Here is a 22,940-nt window from a genome sequence, read left to right on the forward strand (position 1 = left end):
CGCACTTGGCCTCCGCTCACAGCGGATGGGCGCCGGTAAATGCGCTCAGGTAATCTAGCAGCGCGCGCACCCGGGCCGGCAGGTAGCGCTGCTGCGACCAGAGCGCATAGATGTGGCGCTGTTCGGTGCTCCAGCCGGGCAATACCACGGTTAACGCACCGGACGCCAGATGCTGGCGGCCCATGGTGCCTGGACACAGCATGATGCCCAGGCCATCGAGCGCCATCGACAGCGCCAGGTCCATCTGGTTGGCCTGGAAGCGCGGCGCGCCCTGCAGCACGACCTCGGTGTCGTCGGCGCGGTTGCGCAGCTTCCAGCGAGTCAGAGGTCGGCCGACGATGCGCGCGTGCGTTTCCAGTTCGGCCGGCGTGTGCGGCACCCCGGCGCGCGCAAGGTAGGCGGGCGCGGCGACCAGCATCAGGTCGGTGCTGGCCAGCAGCTTCTGGTTCAGGCTGGAATCCTGCTGCTCGCCCACGCGGATGGCCAGGTCGGCGCCGCTGCCGACCACGTCGACCAGGTCGTTCGACAATTCCACTTCCAGGGTCACCTCGGGCCAGGTGTGCAGGAAGCCCGACCATGCATCCCGGAAGTAACCCTGCGCCAGGTGCACCGGCGCCGTCACGCGAATGTTGCCGGATATGGCGCCCAGGGTGGCATCGAGGCGCTGGGTAGCCTGGCGCAAGGCGTGGATCAGGGGACGGCACTGCTCGTAGTATTGCGCGCCCTCGGCCGTGAGCTGCATGCGGCGCGCACTGCGGTTGAGCAATTTGTAGCCGAGGGCGCGCTCCAGCGCCTGCAAGCGCCGCGTCACGGTGGCGGCCGGCAAGTCCAGGCCCTCGGCCGCCGCCGCCAGGCTGCCTGCCTCGACGATGGCAACGAAGAGGGACAGGTCATCGAGCATCATGATTGCGATTTGTGGAATTAGAGATTGATATTGTCTACCTAGTATATCGATTCGCAATCGATTACGCTGGACGGCTTCGGGAACTTCAAGGCAAAGCCCATGTCCAATCAATTCAAGACGCGACTGCTGTTTAGCATCGTGATGTCGGCACTGATGTCATTTCTCATGACAGGGTGGGTAACGTGGCTCAATCTGGGGTTCGGTCCCGACTATACTGTGCGCTGGATGCGCGCCTTCCTGGCCGCCTGGCCGGCTGCCTTTACCATCGTCATGCTGTGCGGGCCGGCGGTGCAGCGCTTCAGCCAGCGCATCGCCGCACCGGCCCAGGGGAACTGAGCCGGCATGTCATACCATGCGGCTTCAACAATTGAATAACACCGAACAGCGGGGGACTGCAATGCGGCATGCCACAGCACTTTTTCTTGCACTTTTACTTCCCGGCGCCTGCCTCACCGCGCGGGCAGAAGACGTCGTTCTGACCGGTCACGTGCAGAAAGTGACCTTGCTGCCGTTCGGGGCGGATGGTTGTCCGCCCACTTGCAAGCCCGATGCCGGCAGGGTGTGCATTCATAATTCGCCGGGTTGCCAGATCATGGAAGTGAGGGTTGACAAAGTGCTGCTTGGCGAAGCCGGGCCGGTCCGCATCTTCAGATCGCATATCGGCGAATGGGGTCCGACGTTTCGTGTCGCATCCTGGCCGATCGTCGTCAGCGAGAAGGACGGCGAGGTGTCATGGTCGGATGCGACGCTGCGGGGCGATCGCCTCTACATCGATCCGAAGCAGTTACACGGCATCGGCGACGTGAATGCGCGCGATCTGGCTGCGGACGACGACGGCCTGGTCCCGCTCGACGCCATGCTGGACCGCGTGCGCCAGGCGGATGCCCGGAAGCAGCGCCGCAGTATCGGCAAGGAATAGCGGCAGCGCGGCCTTGCTGCGTGATCTATTTTTGCAGCACCCGTGCCAGCACGCTCTGCTCCAGCGCTGCAAAGGCCGCCGTGCCGCGCCGGCCGGAACGGGGCAAGTCCACATGCAGGTCCAGGCCGATGCCGCCGTCCTCGACCAGCAGCACGCGGTCGGCCAGGGCCAGCGCTTCCTGCACGTCATGCGTAACCAGCACGGCGGTGAAGCCGCGCGCCAGCCACAGCGATTCGATCAATTGCTGCATCTCGATGCGGGTCAGGGCGTCGAGCGCACCCAGCGGTTCGTCCAGCAGCAACAGTTGCGGCTCGTGCACCAGCGCGCGCGCCAGGGCTACGCGCTGACGCTGCCCGCCCGATAGTTCGGTGGGCCAGTCGCCGGCGCGCGCCGCCAGACCGACCGTGTCCAGCGCGGCGGCGGCGCGTGCGCGCGCACCCGGCAAGCCCAGCGCCACATTCTCCAGCACGCTCTTCCACGGCAACAGGCGCGCTTCCTGGAACATGATGCGCACGTTCGCGGCGCGCCGGCCATCGCCGATGCGGATCTGGCCGGCGTCCACGGTGTCCAGTTGCGCGATGGTGCGCAGCAAGGTGCTCTTGCCGCAACCGCTGCGTCCGATCACGGCGACGAATTCGCCGGGCGCCAGGTCCAGGTCGATTGCGCCCAGCACTTCGCGTCCGGCATAGCTTTTCGTGACGCCGCGCAGCGAAACGCCCACGCCATGCTGGCCCAGCGCGGCGGCGGCGCCGACGGTGCTTTCTTCGATGCGGTTGATTTGCATGCTGTGTCCCGATGGTGATTAGCGGTACGCCGGATTCCAGCGCAAGAAGTGCTTTTCCAGGCCGCGCGACAAGAGGTCGGCCGCCTTGCCCAGCAGGGCGTACAGCAAAATCCCGACCAGCACGACATCGGTTTGCAGGAATTCGCGCGCATTCATGGTCATGTAGCCAATGCCGGCCTGGGCCGAAATGGTTTCCGCCACGATCAGCAGCACCCACACCAGTCCCAGCGAAAAGCGCACCCCCACCAGGATCGACGGCAGCGCCGCCGGCAGGATCACGTCGCGGTACAGCGGCCAGCCCGACAAGCCATAGCTGCGCGCCATGTCGATCAAGCCCTGGTCGGCCGAGCGGATGCCGTGGAAGGTATTCAGGTACACCGGAAAAAATACGCCGATCGCCAGCAGGAACAGCTTGGCGGTTTCGTCGATACCGAACCACAAAATGACCAGTGGAATCAGGGCCAGCGCCGGAATGTTGCGGATCATTTGTAAGGTCGTGTCGAGCAAGGCCTCCGCCCGCTTGACGCTGCCGTTTAGCAAACCCAGCAGCAAGCCGAGGCCGGCGCCGATGGCAAAACCGGTGGCGGCGCGCCACAGGCTGGTGCGCAGGTGCTGCCACAGCTCGCCAGACACCGCCAGGGTCCAGAACGCCTTCGCCACGGCCCACGGCTCCGGCAGGATGCGGCTCGACAGCCAGCCCGCCTGCGCCGCGATCTGCCAGGCCAGGATCAGGCCGGCCGGCAGCGCCCAGGGCGCCAGTGCCGATGGCCGGGGCACGCCAGGCGCGGCGGCGATGCCGGCCATGGTCAGGCCGCCTTCTTCGGCAGGATATCGCTGGCCATCATCTCGCCGAACGGCCCGCTGATCGACTGTTCGCCGGCCTGCTTGCCCTTGCCGAGCAGGGGGAACACCAGTTCGGCGAAGCGGTACGATTCTTCCAGGTGCGGATAGCCGGACAGGATGAAGGTGTCGATCCCCAGGTCCGCATATTCCCGCATGCGCGCGGCCACCGTTTCGGCGTCGCCCACCAGCGCGGTGCCGGCGCCGCCGCGCACCAGGCCCACGCCGGCCCACAGGTTGGGCGACACTTCCAGCCTGTCGCGGCGGCCGCCGTGCAGGGCCGCCATGCGCCGCTGGCCGACCGAATCCATCTTCGCAAAGGCCGCCTGCGCCTTGGCGATGATGTCGTCGTCGAGATGGCTGATCAATTCGTCGGCCGCGCGCCAGGCCGCCTCGTTCGTTTCGCGCACGATCACGTGCAGGCGAATCCCGAAGCGCAAGGTGCGCCCATGTTTCGCGGCGCGCGCGCGGATATCGGCCAGTTTCTCGGCCACCGCGGCCGGCGGCTCGCCCCAGGTCAGGTACACATCCATCTGCTCGGCCGCCAGTTCGTGCGCGGGCTCGGACGAGCCGCCGAAGTACAGCGGCGGATACGGCTTTTGCAGCGGCGGATAGAGCGTCTTCGCCCCCTTGACCTGCAAGTGCTTGCCCTCGAAGTCGTAGCCGGCCGCACCGCCCTCGCCCGCCATGGTGGCGCGCCAGATGCGGAAGAATTCGTCCGAGATTTCATAGCGTTTGCCGTGGTCCGCGAACAGGCCGTCGGCCTCCAGTTCGCCCTGGTCGCCGCCGGTCACCACGTTGATCAGCAGGCGTCCGTTCGAGAGGCGGTCGAAGGTCGAAGCCATGCGCACCGCCAGTCCCGGCGTCGACAGGCCGGGACGGATCGCCACCAGGAACTTGAGCTTCTGCGTGACGGCCATCAGCGACGACGCCACCACCCAGGCGTCCTCGCAGGAACGCCCGGTTGGCAGAAGGACGCCGTCGTAGCCGAGGGTATCGGCTGCTACGGCGACCTGGCGCAGATAGTCGGCATCGACACTGCGCGCACCCTTGCTGGTACCAAGATAGCGGCTATCGCCATGGGTGGGGATAAACCAGAACACATTCAACGACATGACAGGACTCCTGAATTTATAACTTGAACGGCAGCTGCGCGTCCTTGACGACAATCGGTTTCGGAATCAGCTTGAGGTTCGCGAAGACGTCGGCGATCTTCTGCTGCTCGCGAATGACTTCCGGCGTGACCGGCTTGACCCCATACGCATAGCGCTGCGCGGCCAGCTCCACGATCGCGCTGTCCAGCCCCGTTTGCGCGGCCAGGATGGCGGCCACCTCCTTGATGTTCTGGCGTCCCCACTCGTCGACCTTGGCCAGCTCCTCGATCACGATGCGCACGATCTCCGGCTGCGCCTCGGCATACGGGCGCGCCGCCAGGTAGAACTGGTGGTTCGACACCAGGCCCTTGCCATCGGCCAGCACGCGCGCGCCGAGCTGCTTTTCGGCGGCGGCCAGGAACGGGTCCCAGATCACCCATGCATCGACCGCCCCGCGCTCGAACGAGGCGCGCGCGTCGGCCGGCGGCAGGAACACCGTCTGCACGTCCTTGTAATCGACGCCGGCTTTTTCCAGCGCCCGCACCAGCAGGTAGTGCACGTTCGACCCCTTGTTCAGGGCGACCTTCCTGCCCTTCAAATCGGCCACCGTGCGGATGGCCGAACCCTTGGGCACGACGATCGCCTCCGAACTCGGGGAGGGCGGCTCGTTGCCGACGTAGACCAGGTTGGCCCCGGCGGCCTGCGCAAAGATCGGCGGCGCCTCGCCCACGGTGCCGAAGTCGATGCTGCCCACGTTCAGCCCTTCGAGCAGCACCGGGCCGGCCGGGAACTCGGTCCACTTGACCGCCACGCCCCTGGCGGCCAGGCGCTTTTCCAGCGTGCCGCGCCCCTTGAGCAGCGTGAGGGTGCCGTATTTCTGGTAGCCGATGCGCACTTCCTTGGCGCTTTGCGCACGGGCCGCGCCGGGCAAGGCGCCGGCGACGGCGGCGGCAAACAGCATGCCCAGGGTGCGCCGGCGCGCGCTGCGTTGTTCCAGATGCGAATGCATGATGCGCTCTCTTTCTGATGTCAGACGGCGAGGGAATGCAGGGTGTGCTGCGCTTGCAGGCGCTGTTGCGGCAGCGCGAACAGCTCGGTCGAGAACTGCTCGACGCCGCGCGCCACGCGCGCCGCAATCGGCGCATCGAGCGTCAGGCCGGTGGCGGCGTTCCAGCGCAGCTGGTCGGAGGTGGCGTAAATCCCCGGCAGGATGAAGCGCGCCGCCAGCGACGCCAGCACCGGCCGCAGTGCGTAATCGAGCACCAGCATGTGCGACTGGCTGCCGCCGGTGGCCAGCGGCAGCACCAGCTTGCCGTCCAGGCCATCCTGCGGCAGCAGGTCGAGGAAGGCTTTCAGGATGCCCGTGTACGCCGCCTTGTATACCGGCGTGGCGACCACGATGGCATCGGCGTCGAGCAACAGCGCCGTGGCGCGCACGATGGCCGGATCGTCGAAGTTCGCATGCAGCAGGGCCTGCGCCGGCAGGTCGCGCACCTGCAGGGTATTGCAGCGGTGGCCGTGCAGGGCGAGCTTGTCGCCCACGTGCTGCAGCAGCCTGGCGCTGCTCGACGATACCGACGGGCTCCCGCCCAGCAAAAGAACGCTCATGATTTTTCCGATCCGGTGTGAGGTCATGCAAACGAATGGACACAGGCTACGGCCCATGCGCGCAAATCGGAACGAATGCTTTTGCGCTTCGATATGCGCTTTTCGTTCCATCGGTTTGCGCATAAGGAAGGGCGGATATCTTCGTTCACGCCGCCCCATGGCCGATGCAATACTGGCCTCCCCGACTGTCCTACAAGGCTTGTTCCACCATGTCAGCCACCCTGCTCCGCCCCGTTCCAGACGCTGCCGCCAGCGACCCGATCTCGATCGCCAGCGCACTCGCCGGACGCCTCGCCGCCACCGCGGTACAGCGCGACCGCGACGGCGGCCATGCGGCCGAGGAGCGCGAATGGATCCGCGCATCGGGTCTGCTCACCTTGTCGATCCCCGTCGAATTCGGCGGCCAGGGCGCGCCGTGGCCGCTGGTGTACCAGGTCATCCGCATCCTGGCGCGCGCCGACAGCGCCCTGGCGCACGTCTTCGGCTTCCACCACCTGCAACTGGCCGGCATTCGCCTGTACGGCAGCGCGCAGCAGCAGCGCCACCTGCTGACGATCACCGTCGAACAGGGCCTGTTCTGGGGTAACGCCCTGAACCCGCTCGACCAGCGCACCACGGCGCTGCGCGGCGCCGACGGTTTTACCCTCAATGGCGTGAAGAGCTTTTCATCGGGCTCGGTCGGCTCCGACTGGCTGACCGTCTCGGCCTGGGATGCCGCCGCCGGCGAAGCGCTGATCGGCGTGCTGCCGACCGCGCAGCCGGGGGTGCGCGTGCAGGCCGACTGGGACGCCTTCGGCCAGAAGCAGACCGACAGCGGTAACGTCCACTTCCACCAGGTGCACCTGCCGGACCAATACGTGCTGCAGGCTCCCGGCCAGGCCCCGACTGCGCAAGCCACGCTGCGCTCGCAGGTGGCGCAGCTGATCATGGCCAATCTGTACCTCGGCATCGCCACCGGCGCCTTCGATGCCGCCCGCGAATACACGCGCGCGCAGTCGCGTCCCTGGTTCGCGTCCGGCGTGGACGCCGCCGGCGACGACCCCTTCATCCAGCACCGCTACGGCCAACTGTGGCTGCTGTTGCGCCCCGCCCAGGTGCTGGCCGACCTTGCGGCCCAGGAACTGGAGCGCGCCTTCAACAAGGGAGCGCTGCTCACGGCGCGCGAACGCGGCGAAGTGGCGGTCGCCGTGGCCGAAGCCAAGGCCCTGTCGCACCGCGCCGGCATCGACATCAGCAGCCAGATGTTCGAGCTGACCGGCGCGCGCGCCACCTCGGCCAGGTTCGGCTACGACCGCTTCTGGCGCAATGTGCGCGTGCACACCCTGCACGACCCGATCGACTACAAGCTGCGCGACCTCGGACGCTACGTCCTCGATGGCAGCGTCCCCGAACCGACCGCCTACTCCTGACACCATGAGCACTCACACCACCCACAGCGAAGCGCTGATCCGCATCGACGGCGCCAGCAAATCCTTCGCCCTGCCGCGCGGCGGCACATTCGACGCCGTCAGGAACGTCAGCCTGACGGTCGACAAGGGCGACGTCTTCGGCCTGATCGGCAAGAGCGGCGCCGGCAAATCGACCCTGCTGCGCCTGATTAACCTGCTCGAGCGCCCCGACCGCGGCACCATCACCGTGGCCGGACGCGAACTGACCGCGCTGGGCAAGCGCGCACTGCGCGACGCGCGCCAGAACATCGGTATGATTTTCCAGCAGTTCAACCTGCTGCAAAACGCCACCGTCTACGAGAACGTCGCCTTCCCGCTGCGCATCCACGGCACGCTGAACGCGCCGCGCCTGGCCGCGCGCGTGCTCGAATGCCTGGAACTGGTCGGCCTGGCCGACAAGGCCGGGAACTATCCGGCCCAGCTCTCCGGCGGCCAGAAACAGCGCGCCGCCATCGCCCGCGCGCTGGCCAGCCGGCCCGACGTGCTGCTGTGCGACGAACCGACATCGGCGCTCGACGCCGAAACCACGCGCTCCCTGCTCGACACCCTGCGCGACATCAACCTGCGCCTGGGCGTGACCATCGTCATCGTCAGCCACGAGCTGTCGGTGCTGGGGGCGATCTGCAACCGGGTCGCCGTGATCGAAGACGGCGAACTGGCCGAACAATTCGCGCTGGCCGACACCAGCAGCGCGCGCATCACCGCGCTGGGACGCGAGCTGGCCTGGTACGGCAGCGAAGGTTTCGCCGCCAGCGCATGGAAAGGAATCGAACATGTTTGACAATGTCGTCACCCTGCTGCCCGAACTGTGGGTGGCGCTCGGCCAGACCATGACCATGCTGGCCATCGGCCTGACGTCCGCCGTGGTGCTGGGCGGGCCGCTCGGCATCGTGCTGTTCCTGGTGGCCGACGGCCAGTCGCTGCAAAACCGCCCGCTCGCGCTGGTCCTCGGCTGGATCGTCAACACCGTGCGCTCCTTCCCCTTCATCATCCTGCTGGTGGCGCTGGTGCCGTTCACGCGCATCATCGCGGGCACCTCGATCGGCCCGCTGGCGGCCGCCGTGCCGCTCTCGTTCGCGGCCATCCCCTACTTTGCGCGCCTGGTCGAACAGAACCTGCGCGACGTGCCGCGCGGCGTGATCGAAGCGGCGCACGCCATGGGCGCCTCCGAATTCCAGATCGTCACCCGCGTGCTGCTGGTGGAGGCCCGTTCCGGGCTGGTACTGGCCCTGACGGTGCTGTCGATCAGCTTCCTGTCGTATTCGGCGGTGGCCGGCGTGGTGGGCGGCGGCGGCATCGGCGACCTGGCGATCCGCTACGGCTACTACCGCTTCGAGACCGACATCATGATCGTCACCGTCGCCATCCTGGTGCTGCTGGTGCAGACCATCCAGTTCACCGGGACCCGCATCGCACGCCGCATCGACCAGCGCTAACCGTTCATTCACTTCATTTCAGGGGACACCATGTTCATCGCACGCCGTACCATCCTTGCCGCCATTGCCGGCCTGGCCTTTGCCACTTCCGCCAGCGCCGCCAAGGACCCGAAAGAAATCGTCATCGGCACCAGCGCCGGTCCGTACGCCGACCAGATCAAGCTGGGGATCAAGCCGATCCTCGAAAAGCAGGGCTACAAGGTCAAGGTCATCGAATTCAACGACTATATCCAGCCCAACTTCGCGCTGGCCGAAGGCTCGCTCGACGCCAACGTATTCCAGCACATCGTCTACCTGAACAAATTCGCCGCCGAACACAAACTGGCGCTGACCGACCTGGTGACGATTCCGACCGCGCCCATCGCCATCTACAGCAAGAAGCACAAGTCGCTGGCGCAGGTCAAGGACGGCAGCAGCGTAGCATTGCCCAACGACCCGACCAACCAGGCGCGCGCGCTGGTGCTGCTCGACCAGCTGGGCTGGATCAAGCTGCGCGACAAGTTCGACCCGGTGCGCGCGTCGGAAAAGGACATCGCCAGCTACCAGAAGAAGATCAAGCTGGTGCCGCTGGAAGCGGCCCAGCTTCCGCGCTCGCTGCAGGACACCGACTACGCTTTCGTCAACGGGAACTATGCGCTGGCGACGGGACTGAAACTGACCGAGGCGCTGATCACCGAAAAGATCTCGCCCAACTACATCAACCTGGTGGCCGTGCGCAGCGCCGACAAGCAGAAGCAGTTCGCCAAGGACCTGGCGGCAGCCTACCGCTCGCCCGAGTTCCTGGCCGTGACCAACAAGCACTTCGCCGGCTACGCCAAGACCGACTACCAGCTGGCCCTGCAAGCGGCAGCCAAATAGCATCATGGCCAAGCCGATTCGCTTCAACGCGTTCCAGATGAACACCGTGGGCCACCAGTCTCCCGGACTGTGGACCCACCCGCGCGACAACAGCCACCGCTACCTCGACGCCGACTACTGGACCGAACTGGCGCAGTTGCTCGAAGCGGGCCATTTCGACGCCATCTTCCTGGCCGATGTGCTGGGCGTGTACGACGTGTACCAGGGCAGCGCGGACGCGGCCCTGCGCCACGCGGTGCAGGCGCCGCTGAACGACCCGCTGGCACTGGTGCCGATCATCGCCGGCGCCACGCGCCACCTGGGCATCGGCGTCACCGCCGCCCTGACCTACGAGCATCCGTACACCTTTGCGCGCCGCATCTCGACGCTCGACCATCTGACGCGCGGGCGCATCGGCTGGAACATCGTCACCGGTTACCTCGACAGCGCGGCGCGCAACCTGGGCTTGCAACAGCAGCTCGCCCACGACGAACGCTACGACCTGGCCGACGAATACCTCGACGTGGTCTACAAGCTGTGGGAGAAAAGCTGGGAAGACGACGCCGTGGTGCGCGACAAGGTGCGCGGCGTCTACGCCGATCCGGCCAAGGTACACCCGATCAAGCACGCCGGCCGCCATTACAGCGTGCCCGGCATCCACCTGTGCGAGCCGTCGCCGCAGCGTACCCCCTTCCTGTACCAGGCCGGCGCCTCGCCGCGCGGCATGGCCTTTGCGGCGCGCCACGCGGAGGCGACCTTCGTCAGCGGCCCGAGCGTGCATGTCGTCAGGCGCTACGTGGACGACACCCGGGCCGCCGTGCGCGCCGCCGGCCGCGATGGCGACGCCCTGCTGGTCTACGCGCAGGCGCTGATCGTCACCGCGCCCACCTCCGAAGAAGCGCACGCCAAGTACGAAGACTACCAGCGCCATGTCGACATCGACGCAGCTCTGGCCCTGCTGTCCGGCTGGACCGGCGTCGATTTCAGCCGCGTCCCGCTCGACGCCGCCATCGAGTACATCGAGACCGAAGCGGGCCGCTCCGCCCTCGCGTCCCTGAGCGCGGCCGACCCGTCGCGCACCTGGACCGTGCGCGAGGCGGCGCGCTTCATCGGCCTCGGAGGACGCGGGCCGATCCTGGTCGGCTCGCCCTCCGAGGTGGCCGACCAGCTGGAAGCGTGGATGGAGCACACCGGCATCGATGGCTTCAACCTCGCCTTTGCCATCTCTCATGAAACCATGCGCGACGTGGTGGAGCTGGTGGTGCCGGAACTGCAGCGGCGCGGCCGCTACGCCAGCGCCGCAGACAGCGGCAGCGCCATCGCCAACATCGGCGCCACCCTGCGCCACCGGCTAAGCGGCAAAGGTTCGCGCCTGGCGGCCAGCCACCATGGACGCCAGGTGCGCATCGAAGCGCCGCTGCAATCGGCAGCCTGACGCTATTGAAGCGCCCAAGAAACGCCGCAGCGCTCGTGTTACGGCCGGGTGCCGCCGGCCGGAAGCGGCGCGGCCGCTGGTGCGCCGTCGAGGCGCATCAAGGCCGGCGAGAAAAACCCAGCCAGGCAGACCAGGGTTCCCAGTACGCCGACCAGCACGAACAGCGCGCGGATTCCGATCAGCTCTCCGAGCGGCGCCCCAAGCGCCAGGCCGACCGGGGCGCCCAGGCCGATAACTGCATCGAGCAGCGAAAACGCGCGGCCCTGCATCTGGTTGGGGATGCCCGCTTGCAGCAGCGCCATGAGCGACGCATTGCCGGCGGCGCAAGCGAGCCCGCACAGTGTCCACGCTACCAGCGCTGCATAAAACATCGTGCCCGGCGTAAGTCCGGTCAGCGCCAATGCCAGGCAGGTAGCGGCGAAACCCCATAGTATCCACGGCACCTGGCGCTGCGGCGCCAATACCGCGACGACGATGCCGCCGCCGAGCAGCCCTACCCCCGACAAGGCTTCCATCAGCGCCACCTGGCCCGCGCCACCGCCAAAATGCTGCTTGACCAGCAGCGCCACCAGCACCAGGCTGGGCATGATGATGAGCATCATCAGACCGATCAACCCATACAGCCGGCGCAGGCCCGGGTTGGACCAGATCATGGCCGCGCCGGCGCGGCACTCGCTCCAGAGCCCTGCTTGCTGGCCGGGCGCGGCAAAGGACTGCGGAATGCGCAGCACCAGCAGCGGCACGATGCCGGCCAGCGCCGTGACGGCGTCGATCGCGAGCGCCCAGCCGAGCGGCATGACACCCATCGCGAGTGCGCCCAGGGGCGCCGGCGCGATCATGGTCACGCTTTGCATGATCTGGTTCAGGCCCGCCGCGCGCGGCAGGAAGCTGGCCGGCACCAGCATGGCCACGCTGGCCGCCGCCGCCGGCATCTGGAAGGCCTGCATGGCGCTGCGCGCGAACATCACGAGGTAGATATGCCACAAGGCGATGCCGCCGCCGAGGAACAGCACGATCAGCAGCACCATGCATGCCGCGCTGATGGTGTCGGCGGCGATCATCAGCATGGGGCGGCTGTAGCGGTCGGCGAAGGTGCCGGCCAGGGGACTGAGCAAGGCGAGCGGCAGCAGCGCGGCAGCACCGGCGCCGGCCAGCGCCGAGACGCTGCCGGTGGTATCGGCAATCCACCACAGCAGCACGAACTGGGTCAGTGCGGAGCCGAGCAGGGACAGGGACTGGCCCGCAAAGATCAGCCAGAAGCGCCTTTCCCAACCGGCCCCGGGGTGATAAAGCGCTTGCGCGCTGGTGGCGGCGTCGATGGGTGCTGCGGACTGCATGCCGGTTTCCTTGATGCGTCGGATTCAACGGGCAGGCAGTGTAGCACGGAAATATTACTTTATAAGCAATACAGCGCAAGGTCTCATGCTGCGTCGCCGCCGCCCTGGTCGCTGCGCATCTGCGCCTGCGACACCGTGCTGCCCGGCGCCACGCTGTCGGTCAGCCACACATTGCCGCCGATGGTCGACCCGGCGCCGATGGTAATCCGCCCCAGGATGGTGGCGCCCGCATAAATCACCACATCGTCCTCGACGACCGGATGGCGCGCCACGCCCTTGATCAGGACCCCGTTCTGGTCGGCCGGAAAGCGCTTCGCGCCCAGGGTCACGGCCTGGTACAGGCGCACGCGCTGGCCGATGATGGCGGTCTCGCCGATCACCACGCCGGTGCCGTGATCGATGAAGAAACTGGCGCCGATGCGCGCGCCCGGATGGATGTCGATTCCGGTCAGCGAGTGGCCGATGTCGGACACCAGGCGCGCCAGGAAGGGCACGCCCAGCTGGTGCAGGCGGTGCGCGAAGCGGTAGTACAGGATGGCGATGGTGCCCGGGTAGCACAGCATGATTTCGGCCACCGAGGTGGCGGCCGGGTCGCCCGCCAGCGCGGCCTGCACGTCCGACACCAGCAGCGCGCGGATGGCGGGCAGGCCGGCGGCGAAGTCGCGCGTGATGGCCGCCGCCTTGCGCACCAGCTCTTCCTCGCTGGCGTCGTCCGGCTGGGCCGCGAACAGCAGGCCGCGGCGCACCTGTTCGACCAGGCGGTTGAGGGTGGTGGTGAGGGTGTCGCCGACAAAATAGTCGATGCTGTCGTCGGTCAGGTTGGGACGCCCGTAATGGGTCGGGAACAGCGCGGCCGACAGGCCGTTGACGATCACGGTGAGCGCTTCGCGCGAGGGCAGCTCGCGCACCCGCCCGTGGTGGCGGATGTTATGCGTGGCCTCGCGCGAGACGCGCAGCTGTTCGATCACGGGGCCAAGGTTCCAGTGCGGGGCGCGGCAGCCGGCCGGGTCGGGGTAGTCGTTTTTCATCCAACGAGCCTGCCTCAAGTCCTGCGCAAACAGAAGGACTTTTTTCGCATTTGCTTATCTGTTTTTTAAGCATGACGCTTGCATCGCGCAGCCGGGCAAGCAAGGTGTTGTTGAACTTCACTATTTTCCTCAAATTTGAGGTTTATCACTATTGTCCACATGATATTATTGTTGTACATAAATAACATTAAGATGTGCAATTTCCGCACTGCCGTTCTGATGTTGTACGAGCACATCCGCAACGCATACCGACCTCACCACCGCCAGAAAGAGATTCATGCCCCTGAATACGACCACCGCCTCAAGCACCAACCTCAACACGCCCCTGAACGGCACCGCCAGCAACGACACCCTCAACGGCGGCGCGGCCGATGACACCCTCAACGGCCTGGCCGGCAACGATCAATTGTTCGGTTTCGCCGGTAACGACATCCTCGAGGGCGGCACAGGCAACGATTTCATGAATGGCGGCCTGGGCAACGACAGCTACCTGTTCGGCCGTGGCGACGGGCGCGACATCGTCTACATGACCGATGTGCGCCCGATGACCGAAGTCAACACCCTGCGCCTGAAGGAAGGCGTGCTGCCGTCCGACCTCGCCTTCGACATGGTGGGCACCTCCCTGCTGATCAATATCATCGGCGGCAGCGACCAGTTCCGGGCCGACGGCTTCTTCTACGGAACCAATACCACCAACAGCGCCAATCCCCTGCAACAGATTGTCTTCGCCGACGGCACCACCTGGAACCTGGCCGAGATCCAGGCCCGCCTGTACGCCGGCACCGAGGGCGCCGACGTGCGCGGCGGCACCTACCTGGGCGATGCGATCGGCGGCCTGGGCGGCAATGACGTGCTCGACGGCAGAGGCGGCGACGATACCATCGAGGGCGGGGCCGGCACCGACACCCTGATTGGCGGTCTCGGCAACGACCAGCTGTTCGGCGGCGCAGGCAACGACAACCTGGCGGGCAATGAAGGCAACGACAAGCTCGACGGCGGCGCAGACGACGACCGCCTCGATGGCGCGCAAGGCGCCGACACGCTCGATGGCGGCGCAGGCAACGATATCGTGGTCGGCGGACTCGACAACGATCTGCTCCTGGGCAACGACGGCAATGACAGCCTGTATGGCGATAACGGCGACGACACGCTCGACGGCGGCGCCGGCAACGACACGCTGTACGGCGCCTTCGGCAAGGACACATACCTGTTCGGCAAAGGCGACGGCAAGGACACCATCTGGGGCGGCATGACCCTGGAAACGGGGCGCCTGGGCACGCTCCAGTTCAAGCCGGGCGTCCTGCCGGGCGATGTCGTCGTTACCCCGGCCCCGGTCGGCTATGGCGGCGTGGTGTTCAAACTCAAGGATAGTGCGGACCAGGTGACGATCGACAGCTTCCTGAGCAATGACGACCCGGCCTCGCCTTACAACCCGGTGCAGGAAGTCCGGTTTGCCGACGGCACGCGCTGGAACCTGGCCGCCATGCAGGCTGCCTTGTACGCGGGAACCAGGGATGCCGATCGCCTCGAAGGGACCGTCAAGGGCGAGCTGATCAGCGGACAGGCCGGCGATGACTGGATCGACGCCAAAGGCGGCGACGACACCATCGATGGCGGCCTGGGCAACGACGTCATCCATGGCGGCCTCGGCAACGATACCTATCTGTTCGGCAGAGGCGACGGCCAGGATGATATCCGCACGGAGGAAGACGCTGCGCCAGGCAAATTCAACATCTTGCAATTCAAGGCCGGCATCGCCCCTGGCGACGTGATCCTGAGCCGCTATCTTAGCGACCTGATCATTACCTTGAAAGGCAGCACCGACAAAATCACGGTCACCTTCTTCCTGAACAGGGACGATATCGGGAATGCCTTCAATCCGCTGCAGCAAATCCGTTTCGACGATGGCACGGCGTGGGACGCCGCCGCCATTCTTGCCAAACTGAATGGCACGACCGACGGCAACGACACCATCAGCGGCACCAGCGGCGCCGACCTGATCAACGGCCTGGGCGGCGCCGACAGGCTCGACGGTAATGCCGGCAACGATACCATCGATGGCGGCAGCGGCAACGACACTGTCAATGGCGGCGCCGGCAACGACACCTTCCTGTTCGGCAAGGGCGATGGCCAGGACAGCATCACCGTGTACAACGGCGGCGGCGTCGACACGCTGCAGTTCAAGCCAGGCGTGCTGCCGGGCGATGTGCTGCTCGAAGCCTCGCCCTACAGCGCGCTATTGGTCAAGATCAAGGGCAGCGCCGACGAGGTGAAGGTCGAGCAGTTCATGCCGAACCACGATACCAGCACCGCCATCAATGCACTTCAGCAAATCCGCTTTGCCGACGGCACCACCTGGGACCTGGCCACGATCGAAGCGCAGCTGTACGGCGGCAGCGCCGGCGCGGACCGGGTATCCGGCACGGCGAACGCCAACACCATGTTCGGCCTGGAGGGCGATGATTTCCTGGAAGGCAATGCGGGCAACGATACCATCGACGGTGGCCTGGGCAACGATACGATCAAGGGCGGCGGCGACAGCGACACCTATCTGTTCGGCCGCGGCGATGGCGCCGATACCCTGATGACCACTTACGATTATTCGCTCGGCAAGGTCGACGTGCTGCAGTTCAAGGCGGGCATTGCGCCCGCAGACATTCGCCTGTCCACCTCCTACAAGTCGCTGGTGATCAAGATCGGCGGCGGCACCGACCAGATCAAGGTCGACAACTTCCTTGCCCAGGACGATACCGCCAACGCCGGCAATCCGCTGCAAGAGATCCGCTTCGCCGACGGAACGGTATGGAACCTGGCGACGATAGAAAGCCTGCTGTACGCCGGCACCAGCGGCGCCGAGGAAATCAGCGGCACCGTCAAGGGCGATGTCATCACCGGCATGGCCGGCGCCGACATCCTGAACGGCAACGGCGGCAACGACACGCTCGATGGCGGTGCGGGCAACGATACCCTCAACGGCGGTGCCGGCGACGATACCTTCCTGTTCGGCAAAGGTGGCGACGACGATACCGTGACATGGTCGGACGCGGGTGGATACGACACCCTGCAATTCAAGCCGGGCATACTGCCGGGCGATGTCCATGTCTATGCACAGGATAATGCCCTGGTGCTGGGATTCGTGGAAGTGCATCCCGTACTCAGCACGGTGAAATTTGCGCAGTTCATGCCCGCCACCGACACCGCCACGACCGTTCATCCGCTGCAGCAGGTCCGCTTCGCCGACGGCACCATCTGGGACGCCGCCACACTGGAAGCCTTGCTCTCGACAGGCAGCAACAACGACAACACGCTCATCGGCCTGGCCAATGACAACCACCTGACTGGCCTGGCCGGCAACGATACCCTGGAAGGCAAGGCCGGCAACGATACGCTCGACGGCGGCAAGGGCAACGATACCATCAGCGGCGGCGGCGGCAGCGACACGGTGGTGTTCGGCCTCGGCGACGGTTGGGACACGCTGCGCGCGACCACCGATAGCACTGCCGGCAAGGTCGACACCTTGCAGTTCAAGGCGGGAATCGTTCCGGAAAACATCGCGTTCAGCCTCTCCGGCACCACGCTGCGGATCGATGTCAAGGGCACCAGCGACCGCGTCGATGTCAGCGGCTTCCTGCTTGACGACAACCCGGCCAATGCCGGCAATCCACTGCAACAGATCAGCTTTGCCGACGGCACCGTGTGGGGCCTGGCGGATATGGAAGCGCGCCTGTATGCCGGTACGGCCAATGCCGACAAACTGAGCGGGACCATCAAGGGCGAGCGCATCAGCGGCCAGGCCGGCGCCGACAACCTCGACGGACGGGCCGGCAACGATACGCTCGATGGCGGCGCCGGCAACGACAGCCTCACCGGCGGCACCGGCAGCGATACTTACCTGTTCGGCAAAGGCGATGGCGCCGACGTCATCGCCGCCACGGTGGACGCCACCGCCGGCAAAGTCGACACCTTGCAGTTCAAGGAAGGGGTGTTGCCGGCCGACCTGATCCTCAACAGCGCCGGAACGGCGCTGGTGCTCGGTATCGCCGGCACGGCCGACCAGCTCACGGTGCAGAATTTCCCGCACCGCGACGCCAGCACCCAAGCCGACACGGGGCTGCAGCAAATCGTCTTTGCCGACGGCACGGTATGGAGTGTGGCGGCGGTCGAAGCCTTGCTGTATGCCGGTACGGCTGGCGCCGACACCATAGGCGGTAGCGGCAGGGGTGATCTGTTGACGGGTCAGGGCGGCGCCGACGTTATCAATGGCTATGGCGGCAACGACACCATCCGGGGCGGTGCCGGCGACGACAAGATCACCACCGGCGCGGGCGACGACATCATGCTGTTCGGCCGGGGCGACGGCAAGGACACCATCCTCTCGGGCAGCGAGGTCTCCACGCATATCGACACGCTGCAGTTCGACGCCGGCATTGCTGGCGCCGACCTGCAGCTCAGTGCCTCCGGTTCGTCGCTGATCATCCGGATCGCCGGCACCAGCGACCAGATCACGGTCAGCAATTACATTTCGCAGAACAACCGGCCCAACGCACTGAGTCCTATGCAGCGCATTGCCTTTGCCGATGGCGAAGTGTGGACCTTCTCGAAAATTAATGCCGAGCTGCTTGCCGACACCACGCCGCCAGCGCCGCCAGCACCCGCCACGACCTTGCACAGCATGGCCGCACCCGGGATGGATGTGGGCCTGGTCGGCGTGGCCACCCCGCCGCTGCTGTAAGCAGGCGGAGACAACAACTGGCCGGCGCCCTGCCGGTCAGTCCGCCGCGTCCACCCGGCGCGGTAGCCGGCGCGGAAGCTGCAGGATCGCTTCCGCGTTGGACGATGAAAAACAGCGGTCGGCCGCCTCCACATGGGGCAGCCATTCGTAGCGCAGGTGCTCGCGCTCGCTCAATACAATGGGCGTGTCGCGCGGCACGCACACGCTGAACACATGTTCGGTGTTGTGGGTCACGCCGGGCGCGTAGCGGTGGCGCCAGACCGGATAAATCTCATAGACATTCGACAGATGCCAGTCGCGCAACGCGATGCGCTCGCCATCGGCCACGATCCCGGTTTCTTCGAACAGTTCGCGCGCGGCGGTCGCCAGCAGGGGTTCGTCGGGCGCGTCGAGCGAGCCGGTGACGGACTGCCAGAATCCGGGCTTGTCGGCGCGCTCGATGAGCAGCACCTCCAGCGCGGGCGTGTGGATGACGACGAGGACGGATTCCGGGATTTTGATGGGCATGAATCAGGATGAAGACCGGTACAAAGATCGAAACGAAAAAAAAGCACGGCGAACCGTGCTTTTCAGTTTAAACGATCTTCGGTTCGGCGTTGCGCAAGCGGATGTGCAGTTCGCGCAGCTGCTTCTCGTCGACTTCGGACGGGGCATTGGTCAGCAGGCACTGGGCGCGCTGGGTTTTCGGGAAGGCGATCACGTCGCGGATCGAATCGGAACCGGTCATCATCGTCACGATGCGGTCCAGGCCGAAGGCCAGGCCACCGTGCGGCGGCGCGCCGTATTGCAGCGCGTCGAGCAGGAAGCCGAACTTGAGCTGGGCTTCTTCGGCGTCGATCTTCAGCGCGCGGAACACCTTGCTCTGCACTTCTTCGCGGTGGATACGGATCGAACCGCCACCCAGTTCCCAGCCGTTCAGGACCATGTCGTAGGCCTTGGCGATACAGGCGCCAGGATTGGTCTCCAACATGTCTTCATGGCCGTCTTTCGGCGCCGTGAACGGATGGTGGGTCGCGGTCCAGCGGTCCGACTCTTCGTCGTAGTCGAACATCGGGAAGTCGACCACCCACAGCGGTTTCCAGACGTCGTCGAACAGGCCGGCTTTCTTGCCGAAGTCCGAGTGGCCGATCTTCACGCGCAGCGCGCCGATGGCGTCGTTGACGACTTTGGCCTTGTCGGCACCGAAGAAAATCAGGTCGCCGTCTTCGGCGCCGGTCAGTTCGATGATCTTGGCCAGTGCGTCAGCGTGCAGGTTCTTGACGATCGGCGACTGCAGACCTTCGGCGCCCTTGGCTTTTTCGTTGACCTTGATGTAAGCGAGGCCCTTGGCGCCGTAGATCCCCACGAACTGGGTGTACGCGTCGATTTCCGAACGCGGCATGGTGCCGCCCTGCGGCACGCGCAGGCCGACCACGCGCCCGCCGGTCATGTTGGCGGCGCCCGAGAAGACCTTGAACTCGACGTCTTTCATTACCTCGGTCAGGTCGGTGAATGCCATCTTCACGCGCATGTCCGGCTTGTCCGAACCGTACAGGCCCATCGCGGTGGCGAAGTCCATCACCGGGAACGGGTTCGGCAGGTCGATGTCGAGCGTGTTCTTGAAGACGATGCGGATCATGTCTTCGAACAGGTCGCGGATTTCCTGTTCGGTCAGGAACGAGGTTTCGCAATCGATCTGGGTGAATTCAGGCTGGCGGTCGGCGCGCAGGTCTTCGTCGCGGAAGCACTTGGTGATCTGGTAGTAACGGTCGAAGTTGGCGACCATCAGCAGCTGCTTGAACAGCTGCGGCGACTGCGGCAGCGCGAAGAAGTTGCCGGCGTTGACGCGCGACGGCACCAGGTAGTCGCGCGCGCCTTCCGGGGTCGACTTGGTCAGCATCGGGGTTTCGATGTCGATGAAACCGAGGTTGTCGAGGTACTTGCGCACTTCCATCGTCACCTTGTAGCGCAGGCGCAGGTTGTTCTGCATCTGCGGGCGGCGCAGGTCGAGCACGCGGTGGGTCAGGCGGGTCGTCTCCGACAGGTTGTCGTCGTCCAGCTGGAACGGCACCGGCACCGAGGCGTTGAGCACTTCGACGGCGCTGGCGACGATTTCGATCTTGCCCGACTTGAGGTTGTTGTTGACCGTGTTGCCGATACGGGCGGTGACCACACCGGTCACGCGCAGGCAGTATTCGTTACGCACCGCTTCGGCGACCTTGAACATCTCCGCCTGCTCCGGATTGCAGACGACCTGGACCAGGCCTTCGCGGTCGCGCAGGTCGATGAAAATCAGCGAGCCGTGGTCGCGGCGGCGGTGTACCCAGCCGCACAGGCTGACGGTTTGGCCCAGCAGTTCTTCAGTGACAAGGCCGCAGTAGTTCGTACGCATGGAGGACATAGTGTTTTCAGTCTAGGTTGGTTATTCAAGGGGCGCGGCAACAACCGCACGCTTACTCTTTGGTTGGCAAATGCTCGGGGGCGACGACGCCCATCGAGACGATGTATTTGAGGGCCGCGTCGACGGTCATGTCGAGTTCGATGACCTTGCTGCGTTCCATCATCAGGAAAAAACCCGAGGTCGGATTCGGCGTGGTCGGCACGTACACGCTGACGAAGTCGCCCACCAGGTGGTTCCTGACGTCGCCGCCCGGCACGCCGGTGAGGAAGCCGATGCTCCAGCTCTCGGCGTGCGGATACGGCAGCAGCACGGCCTTGCGGAAGGCGTTGCCGGACGAGGAGAACAGGGTGTCCGAGACTTGCTTGACGCTGCCGTAGAGCGAGCTGACCACGGGAATGCGGTGCAGCAGGCGTTCCCACAGGCGCACCAGGTAATTGCCGACCAGATTATTGGCCAGCAAGCCGGTGAGGAACACGATGGCGATCGTCAGGATCGTGCCCAGGCCCGGAATGTCGCGTCCGAGCAGGGTGTGCGGATGCCAGCGCGTCGGCACCAGCAGCAGCGACTGGTCCATCGTGCTGATGACCAGGTTCAGGACCCACAGGGTGATTGCCAGCGGAACCAGGACCAGCAATCCGGTGATGAAATATTTACGCATTCAGCTCTCGGTGATTGACGGGACGCGGCGCGTCCCTTGGCTCAGGTCGTGCCGCTGCCCGGGGTCGCCGCCGGCTTGGCCGGCGCGGCCGCAGGCGCTTCGGCCGCCGCCGCTGCGGGCGCTGCGGGCGCGCCGGCGCCCTCGACCGGCCCGCTGGCGGTCCCGGTCGACGGCGCGGCGCCGCCGCGGAAATCGGTGGCGTACCAGCCGGTTCCCTTGAGCTGGAAGCCGGCGGCGGTTAATTGCTTCTTGAAAGAAGGCTTGCCGCAGGACAGACAGACCGTCAACACCGGGTCGGAGATCTTCTGCAATACATCCTTGGCAAAACCGCATTCATCGCAGCGGTAGGCGTAAATCGGCATTGAATACTCCGCAAAAATCGTCAAAACCCTGAATTATAAGCTTTTTTCAAAGACGCAAGCATAAATGCCCAGCCACGGGGATGGTAAGATGCGTGCCTGCTGCGCGGCATGCGCCGGGCTAACTTGAAAAAGGAAATTGAACGATGTTGATTAAGTCTCGTGTTCTGCTCATCGGCGCTGCCTCGGCGCTGGCTCTGGCCGCCTGCGGCCCAAAAGATGCAAGCAAGCCGGCCAGCGCGCCTGCTGCATCGGCCGCCAAGCCTGCGGCCGACGTTGCCGCCACCGTCAACGGGGTCGCGATTTCGACCGCCACGGTCGACATGATGGTCAAGGAACGCACCGCCCAGGGTCAGCCGGACACCCCTGAGCTGCGCAAAGCCATCATCGACAACCTGGCGATGCAGACCCTGGTGGCCAACGAAGGCGTCAAGAAGGGCATGGACAAGAGCGACGACGTGGCGCGCCAGCTGGAGCTGATCAAGCAATCGATGACGGCCAACGCCTACATGCAGGATTGGATCAAGACCAATCCGGTCACCGACGAGATGGTCAAGGCCGAATACGACAAGATGGTCGCCTCGGCCGGCGGCAACGAATACAAGGCGCGCCACATCCTGGTCAAGGACGAGGCCGAAGCAAAAGCCATCGTCGCCAAGCTGAAGAAAGATGCCAAGGCCTTCGCCGGCCTGGCCAAGGAAAAATCGATGGATCCGGGCTCGAAAGTCAACGGCGGCGACCTGGGCTGGTTCAATCCGGCCAGCATGGTGCCCGAGTTCGGCGCGGCCGTGGCCAAGCTGGAAAAAGGCAAGTTCACCGAAGAGCCGGTCAAGTCGCAGTTCGGCTACCACGTGATCATGCTGGAAGATTCGCGCCCGATCACCCCGCCGCCGCTCGAGCAGCTCAAGGACCAGCTCAAGCAGCAAGTCCAGCGCACCAACATGAAGGCCTACCTGGACAAGCTCAAGGCTGACGCCAAGATCGAGTACCGCAGCAGCCCGGTACCGGCCGCGGCCACGCCGGGCGCAGCCCCGGCAGCGTCGCCAGCGGCACCGGCGGCCCACGATGGCCACGATCACGGTGCGGCGCCAGCACCGGCAGCCGCCGCCCCGGCAGCGTCGAAGTAAGCCTTTGCGCGGCG

General features: G+C 65.6%; 21 protein-coding genes. 9 read left to right on the plus strand and 12 right to left on the minus strand.

Features of this window, described 5'->3' with window-relative positions; genetic code table 11:
• Positions 1-16: 16 nt before the first annotated feature.
• Complete coding sequence (locus EJB06_RS21940; RefSeq protein WP_229427211.1) at positions 17-904, minus strand: LysR family transcriptional regulator; 888 nt, start codon at positions 902-904, stop codon at positions 17-19.
• Between the two features lie 99 nt (positions 905-1,003).
• Between EJB06_RS21940 and EJB06_RS21945 the strand changes: the two genes are divergently transcribed.
• Positions 1,004-1,240, plus strand: a complete 237-nt coding sequence (locus tag EJB06_RS21945) for a DUF2798 domain-containing protein (RefSeq protein WP_126076141.1) — start codon at positions 1,004-1,006, stop codon at positions 1,238-1,240.
• Positions 1,241-1,256: 16 nt separating this feature from the next.
• Entirely contained in the window at positions 1,257-1,823 is a 567-nt protein-coding gene (locus EJB06_RS21950; RefSeq protein WP_126076142.1) for a hypothetical protein, read from the plus strand.
• 25 nt (positions 1,824-1,848) lie between these two features.
• On the opposite strand, the gene EJB06_RS21955 is transcribed toward EJB06_RS21950, so the two are convergent.
• The 5 genes from EJB06_RS21955 to ssuE are packed head-to-tail and all read right to left on the minus strand — an operon-like array spanning position 1,849 to position 6,149.
• Positions 1,849-2,607 carry an ATP-binding cassette domain-containing protein gene (locus tag EJB06_RS21955; protein WP_126076143.1) on the minus strand — a complete coding sequence of 253 codons (759 nt, stop codon included), beginning with the start codon at positions 2,605-2,607 and terminating at the stop codon, positions 1,849-1,851.
• Between the two features lie 18 nt (positions 2,608-2,625).
• On the minus strand, positions 2,626-3,411 hold the full coding sequence (gene ssuC / locus EJB06_RS21960; RefSeq protein ID WP_126076144.1) for an aliphatic sulfonate ABC transporter permease SsuC: 786 nt from the start codon (positions 3,409-3,411) through the stop codon (positions 2,626-2,628).
• A gap of 2 nt (positions 3,412-3,413) precedes the next feature.
• The gene (gene ssuD / locus EJB06_RS21965; RefSeq protein ID WP_126076145.1) at positions 3,414-4,562 is read right to left on the minus strand and encodes an FMNH2-dependent alkanesulfonate monooxygenase; all 1,149 of its coding nucleotides are present in this window, start codon (positions 4,560-4,562) and stop codon (positions 3,414-3,416) included.
• A gap of 16 nt (positions 4,563-4,578) precedes the next feature.
• Entirely contained in the window at positions 4,579-5,550 is a 972-nt protein-coding gene (locus EJB06_RS21970) for a sulfonate ABC transporter substrate-binding protein (RefSeq protein WP_126076146.1), read from the minus strand.
• Positions 5,551-5,570: 20 nt separating this feature from the next.
• Positions 5,571-6,149, minus strand: coding sequence for an NADPH-dependent FMN reductase (ssuE, locus tag EJB06_RS21975; RefSeq protein ID WP_126076147.1), 579 nt, complete (start codon positions 6,147-6,149; stop codon positions 5,571-5,573).
• A gap of 209 nt (positions 6,150-6,358) precedes the next feature.
• On the opposite strand from ssuE, the gene EJB06_RS21980 reads away from it, so the two are divergent.
• From EJB06_RS21980 to EJB06_RS22000, 5 genes are read left to right on the plus strand one after another with little or no spacing between them, the layout of a single operon-like run.
• Positions 6,359-7,558, plus strand: coding sequence for an acyl-CoA dehydrogenase family protein (locus EJB06_RS21980; RefSeq protein ID WP_126076148.1), 1,200 nt, complete (start codon positions 6,359-6,361; stop codon positions 7,556-7,558).
• Positions 7,559-7,562: 4 nt separating this feature from the next.
• A complete protein-coding gene (locus tag EJB06_RS21985) occupies positions 7,563-8,378 on the plus strand; it encodes a methionine ABC transporter ATP-binding protein (protein WP_126076149.1) in 816 nt (271 codons plus the stop codon).
• Positions 8,371-9,033 (plus strand): methionine ABC transporter permease, encoded by a 663-nt coding sequence (locus EJB06_RS21990; protein WP_126076150.1) that lies wholly within the window; start codon positions 8,371-8,373, stop codon positions 9,031-9,033. The genes EJB06_RS21985 and EJB06_RS21990 overlap by 8 nt, the downstream gene beginning before the upstream one ends.
• A 30-nt stretch (positions 9,034-9,063) precedes the next feature.
• Positions 9,064-9,891, plus strand: a complete 828-nt coding sequence (locus EJB06_RS21995) for a MetQ/NlpA family ABC transporter substrate-binding protein (protein WP_126076151.1) — start codon at positions 9,064-9,066, stop codon at positions 9,889-9,891.
• 4 nt (positions 9,892-9,895) lie between these two features.
• A complete protein-coding gene (locus EJB06_RS22000) occupies positions 9,896-11,305 on the plus strand; it encodes an LLM class flavin-dependent oxidoreductase (protein ID WP_126076152.1) in 1,410 nt (469 codons plus the stop codon).
• A gap of 38 nt (positions 11,306-11,343) precedes the next feature.
• On the opposite strand, the gene EJB06_RS22005 is transcribed toward EJB06_RS22000, so the two are convergent.
• Positions 11,344-12,642, minus strand: coding sequence for an MFS transporter (locus EJB06_RS22005; RefSeq protein WP_126076153.1), 1,299 nt, complete (start codon positions 12,640-12,642; stop codon positions 11,344-11,346).
• Between the two features lie 83 nt (positions 12,643-12,725).
• Positions 12,726-13,670 (minus strand): serine O-acetyltransferase EpsC, encoded by a 945-nt coding sequence (epsC, locus tag EJB06_RS22010; RefSeq protein ID WP_126076154.1) that lies wholly within the window; start codon positions 13,668-13,670, stop codon positions 12,726-12,728.
• A gap of 277 nt (positions 13,671-13,947) precedes the next feature.
• On the opposite strand from epsC, the gene EJB06_RS22015 reads away from it, so the two are divergent.
• Positions 13,948-18,402: a calcium-binding protein gene (locus tag EJB06_RS22015; RefSeq protein WP_126076155.1), complete on the plus strand. Its 4,455-nt coding sequence runs from the start codon at positions 13,948-13,950 to the stop codon at positions 18,400-18,402.
• A gap of 36 nt (positions 18,403-18,438) precedes the next feature.
• On the opposite strand, the gene nudB is transcribed toward EJB06_RS22015, so the two are convergent.
• The 4 genes from nudB to EJB06_RS22035 all read right to left on the minus strand — a co-directional run bounded on the left by nudB (position 18,439) and on the right by EJB06_RS22035 (position 21,802).
• Positions 18,439-18,909, minus strand: coding sequence for a dihydroneopterin triphosphate diphosphatase (gene nudB / locus EJB06_RS22020; protein ID WP_126076156.1), 471 nt, complete (start codon positions 18,907-18,909; stop codon positions 18,439-18,441).
• A 67-nt stretch (positions 18,910-18,976) separates the two neighbouring features.
• On the minus strand, positions 18,977-20,773 hold the full coding sequence (gene aspS, locus EJB06_RS22025) for an aspartate--tRNA ligase (protein WP_198420894.1): 1,797 nt from the start codon (positions 20,771-20,773) through the stop codon (positions 18,977-18,979).
• Positions 20,774-20,834: 61 nt separating this feature from the next.
• Complete coding sequence (locus tag EJB06_RS22030) at positions 20,835-21,440, minus strand: DUF502 domain-containing protein (protein ID WP_126076158.1); 606 nt, start codon at positions 21,438-21,440, stop codon at positions 20,835-20,837.
• 41 nt (positions 21,441-21,481) lie between these two features.
• A complete protein-coding gene (locus EJB06_RS22035; RefSeq protein WP_126076159.1) occupies positions 21,482-21,802 on the minus strand; it encodes an FmdB family zinc ribbon protein in 321 nt (106 codons plus the stop codon).
• A gap of 143 nt (positions 21,803-21,945) precedes the next feature.
• On the opposite strand from EJB06_RS22035, the gene EJB06_RS22040 reads away from it, so the two are divergent.
• Positions 21,946-22,926 carry a peptidylprolyl isomerase gene (locus EJB06_RS22040; protein ID WP_126076160.1) on the plus strand — a complete coding sequence of 327 codons (981 nt, stop codon included), beginning with the start codon at positions 21,946-21,948 and terminating at the stop codon, positions 22,924-22,926.
• Positions 22,927-22,940 lie beyond the last annotated feature (14 nt).

The sequence above is a fragment of the Massilia atriviolacea genome, from assembly GCF_003953935.1.
Classification (GTDB): Bacteria; Pseudomonadota; Gammaproteobacteria; order Burkholderiales; family Burkholderiaceae_D; genus Telluria_A; species Telluria_A atriviolacea.

Excerpts from the sequence above, each read along its gene's own strand:
- EJB06_RS21985 (WP_126076149.1), top strand. The coding sequence starts at position 7,563 with ATGAGCACTCACACCACCCACAGCGAAGCGCTGATCCGCATCGACGGC.
- EJB06_RS21945 (WP_126076141.1), top strand. The coding sequence starts at position 1,004 with ATGTCCAATCAATTCAAGACGCGACTGCTGTTTAGCATCGTGATGTCG.
- EJB06_RS22000 (WP_126076152.1), top strand. The coding sequence starts at position 9,896 with ATGGCCAAGCCGATTCGCTTCAACGCGTTCCAGATGAACACCGTGGGC.
- EJB06_RS22030 (WP_126076158.1), bottom strand. The coding sequence starts at position 21,440 with ATGCGTAAATATTTCATCACCGGATTGCTGGTCCTGGTTCCGCTGGCA.
- EJB06_RS21940 (WP_229427211.1), bottom strand. The coding sequence starts at position 904 with ATGATGCTCGATGACCTGTCCCTCTTCGTTGCCATCGTCGAGGCAGGC.
- EJB06_RS22035 (WP_126076159.1), bottom strand. The coding sequence starts at position 21,802 with ATGCCGATTTACGCCTACCGCTGCGATGAATGCGGTTTTGCCAAGGAT.
- epsC (WP_126076154.1), bottom strand. The coding sequence starts at position 13,670 with ATGAAAAACGACTACCCCGACCCGGCCGGCTGCCGCGCCCCGCACTGG.
- nudB (WP_126076156.1), bottom strand. The coding sequence starts at position 18,909 with ATGCCCATCAAAATCCCGGAATCCGTCCTCGTCGTCATCCACACGCCC.
- ssuC (WP_126076144.1), bottom strand. The coding sequence starts at position 3,411 with ATGGCCGGCATCGCCGCCGCGCCTGGCGTGCCCCGGCCATCGGCACTG.
- ssuE (WP_126076147.1), bottom strand. The coding sequence starts at position 6,149 with ATGAGCGTTCTTTTGCTGGGCGGGAGCCCGTCGGTATCGTCGAGCAGC.
- EJB06_RS21990 (WP_126076150.1), top strand. The coding sequence starts at position 8,371 with ATGTTTGACAATGTCGTCACCCTGCTGCCCGAACTGTGGGTGGCGCTC.
- EJB06_RS21950 (WP_126076142.1), top strand. The coding sequence starts at position 1,257 with ATGCGGCTTCAACAATTGAATAACACCGAACAGCGGGGGACTGCAATG.
- EJB06_RS22015 (WP_126076155.1), top strand. The coding sequence starts at position 13,948 with ATGCCCCTGAATACGACCACCGCCTCAAGCACCAACCTCAACACGCCC.
- EJB06_RS22005 (WP_126076153.1), bottom strand. The coding sequence starts at position 12,642 with ATGCAGTCCGCAGCACCCATCGACGCCGCCACCAGCGCGCAAGCGCTT.
- EJB06_RS21995 (WP_126076151.1), top strand. The coding sequence starts at position 9,064 with ATGTTCATCGCACGCCGTACCATCCTTGCCGCCATTGCCGGCCTGGCC.
- EJB06_RS21955 (WP_126076143.1), bottom strand. The coding sequence starts at position 2,607 with ATGCAAATCAACCGCATCGAAGAAAGCACCGTCGGCGCCGCCGCCGCG.
- aspS (WP_198420894.1), bottom strand. The coding sequence starts at position 20,773 with ATGCGTACGAACTACTGCGGCCTTGTCACTGAAGAACTGCTGGGCCAA.
- EJB06_RS21970 (WP_126076146.1), bottom strand. The coding sequence starts at position 5,550 with ATGCATTCGCATCTGGAACAACGCAGCGCGCGCCGGCGCACCCTGGGC.
- EJB06_RS22040 (WP_126076160.1), top strand. The coding sequence starts at position 21,946 with ATGTTGATTAAGTCTCGTGTTCTGCTCATCGGCGCTGCCTCGGCGCTG.
- ssuD (WP_126076145.1), bottom strand. The coding sequence starts at position 4,562 with ATGTCGTTGAATGTGTTCTGGTTTATCCCCACCCATGGCGATAGCCGC.
- EJB06_RS21980 (WP_126076148.1), top strand. The coding sequence starts at position 6,359 with ATGTCAGCCACCCTGCTCCGCCCCGTTCCAGACGCTGCCGCCAGCGAC.